Here is a 7,239-nt window from a genome sequence, read left to right on the forward strand (position 1 = left end):
CTCATGGGTCTCATCAAGCGCATCGTCAGGTCGCGTCCCGTCCAGGAGACCTTGGGTTTCCTGGTCGCGGGCTATCTCGGCCTGGTGCGCCGGACGAACCGCTTCGTGATCGAGCCCGCCGGGGCCTATGATCGCATCGGCCCGCAGATGCCGGTCATCGCCGCCATGTGGCACGGCCAGCATTTCATGATCCATTTCGCCAAGCGCCCGCAGGACAGGGCCGCGAGCCTCGTCTCCCGCTCCGGTGACGGTGAGTTCAACGCGGTCGCGCTTCGGCATCTCGGCATCCGTGCGATCCGCGGTTCGGGCGCGCGCGGGCGCGACATCCGCAAGAAAGGCGGCGCGGCCGCCCTGCGGGGCATGTTGCGGGCGTTGGCCGACGGCGAGATGGTGGTGATGACCGCCGACATTCCGAAGATCTCGCGGATCTGCGGCTCCGGCATCGTGACCCTGGCGCAGCTCTCGGGCAGGCCCATCGTGCCCGTGGCGGTGGTGACGAGCCGGCGGATCGACTTCGACAGCTGGGACAAGGCCAGTATCGGCCTGCCGTTCGGACGTGGCGCAATGGTGCTCGGCGACCCGATCGCTGTGCCGCGCGAGGCGGACGAAGCCACACTCGAAGCCCTGCGCCAGCAGGTGGAGCGCGAACTCGACGCTGTTCATGAGCGCGCCTATGCCCTGATCGGCTCGCGCGATCCCGGGGCGAAGCCTGCGAAGGGGGCGATCCCCAACGGGGGCAGCCACGCAACGGCGAGAGGCGCGACGCGATGAGGCTGCACGCTCTTCTCAAAGTTTATGGGGCTGTGACCGCGACGCTCGAGCCGGCGGTTCTCGGCCTGCTCTACTGGCGTCAGCGCAAGGGTCTGGAAGAGCGCAGCCGTCTCGGCGAACGGCAAGGTTATCCCGGGCGCGCACGGCCCAAGGGACATCTGGCCTGGGTTCACGGGGCCAGCATCGGCGAAACCCTTTCCCTCATCCCCGTCATCGAGCGGTTGACGCAGCGCGGGCTCTCGGTGCTCGTCACTTCCGGCACGCGTACCTCCGCCGGGCTCATTGCGCGACGCCTGCCGCCGGGCGCTTTCCACCAATTCGTGCCCCTCGACGTGCCGCGCTACAACCGGCGCTTTCTCGATCACTGGAAACCCGACCTCGCGCTTGTCGCGGAATCCGAGATCTGGCCCAACATGGTCGTCGAACTCGACCGTCGCGAAGTCCCGCTCATTCTGGTGAACGGGCGCGTCTCCGACCGCTCGTTCCAGCGTTGGCAGAAACTGCCGGGCCTGATCGGCTCGCTGCTCGAACGCTTCGCCTTATGCCTTGCGCAAACCCCGGCTGATGCCGAGCGGCTGGCGCGCCTCGGCGCACCCCGCGTGGTGATGGCGGGCAATCTGAAATTCGATGCGCCGCCTCCACCCGCCGATCCGCGTGTCGTGGCGCATCTTTCCGGTCTTATCGCGGGCCGTCCGGTCTGGTTCGCGGCAAGCACGCATCCGGGTGAGGAAACGGCCATCGTCGCGGTTCATCGCGCGCTCGCGCAGCGCCATCCGCATCTTCTCACCATCATCGCGCCGCGCCATCCGCACCGCGGCCCCGATGTGGCGGCCATCGCCGAGCGCGCCGGATTGCGCGCCGCGCGCCGCTCCGCAGGCATTCACCCAGACCGCGCGACGGATGTGTACGTGGCGGACACGGTCGGCGAGATGGGCCTGTTCTATCGCCTGTCACCTGTCGTGCTGATGGGCGGCTCGCTGATCGAGCATGGCGGGCAAAATCCGATCGAACCCGCCAAGCTCGGCGCGGCGATCCTGCACGGCCCGCACGTTCACAACTTCACCGACGTCTACACCGCGCTCGATGCCTCGCGCGGCGCGCTTCTCGTGAAGGACAGTTCGGCCCTCGCGCGCGCCTTGACCCAGCTTCTCTCCAACCCCGCGCTTACACGCCAGATGGCGCGCGCCGCCTCCGAAGCTGTGCACGCGATGGGTGGCGCGGTGGAACGCACGATGCAATCCATCGAACCCTTCATTGTGCAAACCAAGATCGGGGCGCGACGCTGATGCGCGCCCCCGCCTTCTGGTGGCAGAGAAGGCCGACATTCCTCGCTCATATACTGCGCCCGCTCGCCGCGATTTACGGCACCATCGCAGCGCGGCGGATGCGGCGCGCGGGCGAGCGCGCCACGCTGCCTGTCATCTGCATCGGTAACTTCACCGCCGGCGGCGCGGGCAAGACACCGACGGCGCTTGCCGTTGCAAAACTTCTTGCTGAAACGGGAGAGAAGCCCGCCTTTCTCTCGCGCGGCTACGGCGGCAACCTACCCGGCCCGGTTCAGGCCACCGCCGCGCATTCCGCCGCCGATGTGGGCGATGAGCCGCTTCTTCTTTCACGCATGGCTCCCGTGATCGTCGCGCATGATCGTCCCGCAGGCGCACAGCTTGCCTCTCAAGTCGGCGCGAGCGTCATCGTGATGGATGATGGCCTGCAAAACCCATCGCTGCGGAAAGATCTCGCCATCGCCGTTGTCGATGGCGCAACGGGCATCGGAAACGGTCTTTGCATTCCCGCGGGCCCTTTGCGCGCGCCGCTCGATGCGCAATGGCCTGTCGTGGACGCCGTTCTCATCGTCGGTGAAGGAGAGGCGGGAGAGAGCATTGCCGTCGATGCAGCACGCCACGGCAAGCGCGTGTTTCGCGCGGCCATCGTTCCAGACCCGAAAGCCGTCTCGCATCTACAAGGCAGCAAGGTTCTCGCGTTCGCGGGGATCGGACGGCCCGAAAAATTCTTTGAGACATTGCGAGCCTGCGGCGCATCGGTGGAGCGCACGCGCGCATTCCCCGATCATCATCCCTACACGGCGCAAGACCTTCATGCGCTGATGTACGAAGCGAAGCGCGACGACCTTCAGATCGTAACGACCGAGAAGGACCTGATGCGCATCGCAGCCTTATCGGACAAGAGCATCGCACAAGGCATCATCGCTCTGCCGATCACGCTCCAGATCGGCGAGCAGGACGCATTCCGCACACTCATTCACTCGCGCCTCTCAGCGCGCTGAACCCGCTCAAGCCTAACCACGGTTATCAGGATGTGCGCTTGCGCGGCGTGCGGCCCAGGCGCTCACACACGGCTTCAGGCGAGGCATACGCCTCCTGTCGCTCGGCGCTCCAGTACTTCAGCTCGTCGAGGGGGATTTCCTGCCCCGTCACGGCGCAACGCACGAAAGCGCCCGGCTTCACGACACGGAAGTCGGCATCGAGATACTGGACGACGGCTTCGCCGCCCTTGCTGTCAAATCGGTTCAACATGATGGTGATTATATAGGAGCTTTGAGCCCGAAACCATGCCGCGCGATTTTTATCCTAAGACCTAAAACAACGCGCCCTGCTCCGTCGGCGGCGTCTTCGGCTTTGCGGGCTTCGGCTTGACCTGTCCTCGCCCGCCCGTCGCTTCCGCCGTGCCGTCGGCGAATTCCAGAAGCAGGGCCTTGCCGTCTGTGATCGCGGCGGCATTGTGCAGCGGCCGCCCCTCCGCATCGCGCACAATCGCAAAGCCGCGCGCGAGGACGGACTTGTAGTTCAGGCTGTCGAACAACTGCGACTGCGCTTCGAGGCGCGCGCGCTTTCGCGCGATCTGCCCGGCGAAGGCGGGGCCAAGCCGCTCGGAGACGCGATGCACGACCTCGCGGCTCTGCCCGATGCGCGCCACTTCCGCGCGCAGCAGAACGGCACGGGCGAGCGAAAGACGTTGTGCGATATTCTTCAGCTCTCCGTGCTTGCCTTCCAGCGCGCGTTTCATCGCATCGTGTGGGCGCTCGCCAACGGCCTTGAAGCGTTCCCGCAGGCTGCCGATGCGTGCCGCCGGGGAGAACCGCTGAAGCTTGCGCGCGAGATCGTTCAACTGCTTTTCATGCTCGCGCGCATTGCCGAGCAAAGCCGGACCAAGCCTGGCCGATGCGAGATCGAGCCTCTGCCGCTTGGCCGCGAACAGCGCATCGGGCGTCGGTAGCGCTCGCGCGACGGAGCGCAGATCGGCACGGCGGCGCTCGACAAGCCGCAAGGCCGCCTCGCCGTGGCGTCGCGCCAGATCGAGAACCATCGCGGCAAGTTCCAAGCGGACCGGCACCACCATCTCCGCCGCGCCCGTGGGCGTCGGCGCGCGCACGTCGGCAGCATGGTCGATCAGGGTCCAATCCGTTTCGTGGCCGACCGCCGCGACGAGCGGAATATCGCTCTCGGCGGCGGCGCGGACCACGATCTCCTCGTTGAAGCCCCAGAGGTCTTCGATGGAGCCGCCGCCGCGCGCGACGATGAGAACATCCGGACGCGGAATGATGCCGCCGCGCTCCAGCGCATTGAAACCGCGAATGGCAGCGGCGACTTCCGCTGCCGAGGTTTCGCCTTGCACGCGCACGGGCCAGACCAGAACCCGGCGCGGAAACCGGTCTTCCAGCCGGTGCAGAATATCGCGGATCACCGCGCCGGTGGGCGATGTCACGACGCCGATCACGCGCGGCAGGTAAGGCAGGGACCGCTTGCGGGCCGTGTCGAACAGCCCTTCCGCCGTCAGCTTGCGGCGGCGCTCTTCGAGCAGCGCCATGAGCGCGCCGACACCGGCAGGCTCAAGGGAGTCGATGACGATCTGGTAGGACGACTTGCCCGGAAACGTCGTGATGCGCCCAGTGGCGATGACCTCCAGCCCCTCCTGCGGCTTGAACTTCAGCCGGGAGAAGGAGCCCTTCCAGATCACCGCGTCGATGCGGGCATTCTGGTCCTTGAGCGAAAAATAGACGTGCCCCGAGGAATGCGGCCCGCGATAGCCCGAAACCTCACCGCGCAGGCGCACATGGCCGAACGAATCCTCAAGCGTGCGCTTGAGAGCGCCCGCGAGATCGGAGACGGACCATTCCAGGGCATTCGAAGGAGCGTTGTCTGACATGCGGCGGACCCTACTCCCCAGTAGCGGATTCTGCCAAGGCTCCCTTGGGGAAGGCCTCGTAAAACGTTCCCGAGGCTCGGCAACGAAAACAAATTATCCAAATCGTTAAGTATTTCGCCGACACGCCAAGGACTCGACTTATAATTTCAATATGTTATTTCATATCAGTATTGTAAAAACGACCCCTGCAGGGCGAGCCATATGTCCACCGCCATCCCGTCGAGCACAGAAACCCAGGTCAACATCACGACTGCGGGAGATCAAAGAGCCCCGAGCACCACGGCGCTCGCCGATGGCGGATGGATCGTAACCTGGCAATCGGCGGATGCATCCGGTGTCGGCATCTACCAGCAACGCTATGACAAGGACGGACGCGCCCTGTACGCGTCCGACATCCGCGTCAACATCACCACGGATTCCGACCAAGCCGACCCGAGCGTGACCGCACTCCCCGATGGCGGATGGTTGGTCACCTGGACATCGCAAAACCAGGATGTCGGCTGGAACGGCGGCATCTATCAGCAGCGCTACGATAAGGATGGCCGCGCGCTTTACGCCACCGACAAGCTCGTCAACACATCCATCTATCCGGACCAGTCTCAACCCACCGTGACAACCCTCGCCGACGGAGGATGGGTCGTCGCCTGGACATCCGACGGACAGGACGGCTCCGGAAACGGCATCTATCTGCAACGCTACGACTCCGCGGGTAATCCGACGGGCCCAACGGAATTGCGGGTCAATGCACTCACGGACGGGAACCAGTACCGCTCGAGCATTACGGCACTCGCCGACGGCGGATGGGTGGTCACTTGGGAATCCCACAGTTCAGGAGCGACGGGTCATTCCGTCTTCCAGCAACGCTTCGACAAGTTCGGCAATGCCTCGGCCCCGACGGATCTGACGGTCGATGGTACGCCTGGCGACTACAAGGTTCTCACCAGCATCACGGGTCTCGCGGATGGCGGATGGGTCGTGACGTGGACGTCCTATTCCTCGGGCGGCGACATCGTTCAGCAGCGCTTCGACAAGGATGGAAGACCTGTCTTCGCTACACCGAAAATCATCAACATCACCACGGGCGACCTTCAAGAGCCCGCCTCCGTCGCCGCCCTGGCGGATGGCGGATGGGTTGTTGTCTGGCAGTCCGCCAATCAGGATGGCTCCGGGAGCGGCATCTATCTTCAACAGTTCGACAGGTTCGGCAAAGCCATCGGATCGACGGACTTTCTCGTCAACGTCACGACGGCGAACGACCAGACAAACCCGACTGTGACGGCGCTTGCCGATGGCGGGTGGATCGTCACATGGGAATCCGCCGGCCAGGACGGTTCGGGCACGGGCATCTACCAGCGCCGCTATTTCAACAATGCACCGCCCACCAACATCACACTTTCACGCGATACGGTGGACGAGGGCACCACGGGTCTTATTGCGACTTTGAACGGTATCGACCCTAATCCAGGCGACACCTTCACCTACGCCCTCGCCGAGGATCTCAGCGGCAAGTTCGAGATCGTCGGCAACGAGCTGCGCCTCAAGGCCGGCGCCGTGCTCGACTACGAGACCGCGACCTCCCACACCATCAAGATCACCGTCACCGACAACCACGGCGCCTCCGTCACCAAGAGCGTCACCATCCATGTCGGCGACGTCGACGAGAACCGTGCGCCGACCGGCGTCACCCTCTCCCGCGATACCGTCGATGAAGGCACCACCGGCCTCATCGCCACCCTGACCGGCGTCGATCCCGACACCGGCGACACCTTCACCTATGCCCTCGCCGAGGATCTCAGCGGCAAGTTCGAGATCGTCGGCAACGAGCTGCGCCTCAAGGCCGGCGCCGTGCTCGACTACGAGACCGCGACCTCGCACACGCTCAAGATCACCGTCACCGACAACCACGGCGCCTCCGTCACCAAGAGCGTCACCATCCATGTCGGCGACGTCGACGAGAACCGTGCGCCGACCGGCGTCACCCTCTCCCGCGATACCGTCGATGAAGGCACCACCGGCCTCATCGCCACCCTCGACGGCGTCGATCCCGATACCGGCGACACCTTCACCTATGCCCTCGCCGAGGATCTCAGCGGCAAGTTCGAGATCGTCGGCAACGAGCTGCGCCTCAAGGCCGGCGCCGTGCTCGACTACGAGACCGCGACCTCCCACACCATCAAGATCACCGTCACCGACAACCACGGCGCCTCCGTCACCAAGTCCGTCACCATCCATGTCGGCGACGTCGACGAGAACCGTGCGCCGACCGGCGTCACCCTCTCCCGCGATACCGTCGATGAAGGCACC

Annotated in this window: 5 protein-coding genes and 1 pseudogene; 4 read left to right on the plus strand and 2 right to left on the minus strand. The window is 65.0% G+C overall.

Annotated elements, in window-relative coordinates; translation table 11 throughout:
* Positions 1-3: 3 nt before the first annotated feature.
* From DQW91_RS09270 to lpxK, 3 genes are read left to right on the plus strand one after another with little or no spacing between them, the layout of a single operon-like run.
* Positions 4-771 (plus strand): lysophospholipid acyltransferase family protein, encoded by a 768-nt coding sequence (locus DQW91_RS09270; protein ID WP_112663299.1) that lies wholly within the window; start codon positions 4-6, stop codon positions 769-771.
* Entirely contained in the window at positions 768-2,057 is a 1,290-nt protein-coding gene (locus DQW91_RS09275; protein WP_112663300.1) for a 3-deoxy-D-manno-octulosonic acid transferase, read from the plus strand. The genes DQW91_RS09270 and DQW91_RS09275 overlap by 4 nt, the downstream gene beginning before the upstream one ends.
* A complete protein-coding gene (gene lpxK / locus DQW91_RS09280; RefSeq protein WP_112663301.1) occupies positions 2,057-3,055 on the plus strand; it encodes a tetraacyldisaccharide 4'-kinase in 999 nt (332 codons plus the stop codon). The genes DQW91_RS09275 and lpxK overlap by 1 nt, the downstream gene beginning before the upstream one ends.
* A gap of 25 nt (positions 3,056-3,080) precedes the next feature.
* Here the strand turns inward: lpxK and DQW91_RS09285 are convergent, their stop codons facing one another.
* Positions 3,081-3,305 (minus strand): DUF2093 domain-containing protein, encoded by a 225-nt coding sequence (locus DQW91_RS09285; RefSeq protein WP_112663302.1) that lies wholly within the window; start codon positions 3,303-3,305, stop codon positions 3,081-3,083.
* A 61-nt stretch (positions 3,306-3,366) separates the two neighbouring features.
* Positions 3,367-4,935: an exodeoxyribonuclease VII large subunit gene (xseA, locus tag DQW91_RS09290; protein WP_112663303.1), complete on the minus strand. Its 1,569-nt coding sequence runs from the start codon at positions 4,933-4,935 to the stop codon at positions 3,367-3,369.
* A gap of 201 nt (positions 4,936-5,136) precedes the next feature.
* Here xseA and DQW91_RS09295 point away from each other — a divergent pair.
* Positions 5,137-7,239, plus strand: a pseudogene (locus DQW91_RS09295) (cadherin repeat domain-containing protein); the annotation flags it as partial.

Origin of the sequence: Microvirga flavescens (assembly GCF_003290125.1) — a bacterium.
GTDB classification, from domain to species: Bacteria; Pseudomonadota; Alphaproteobacteria; order Rhizobiales; family Beijerinckiaceae; genus Microvirga; species Microvirga flavescens.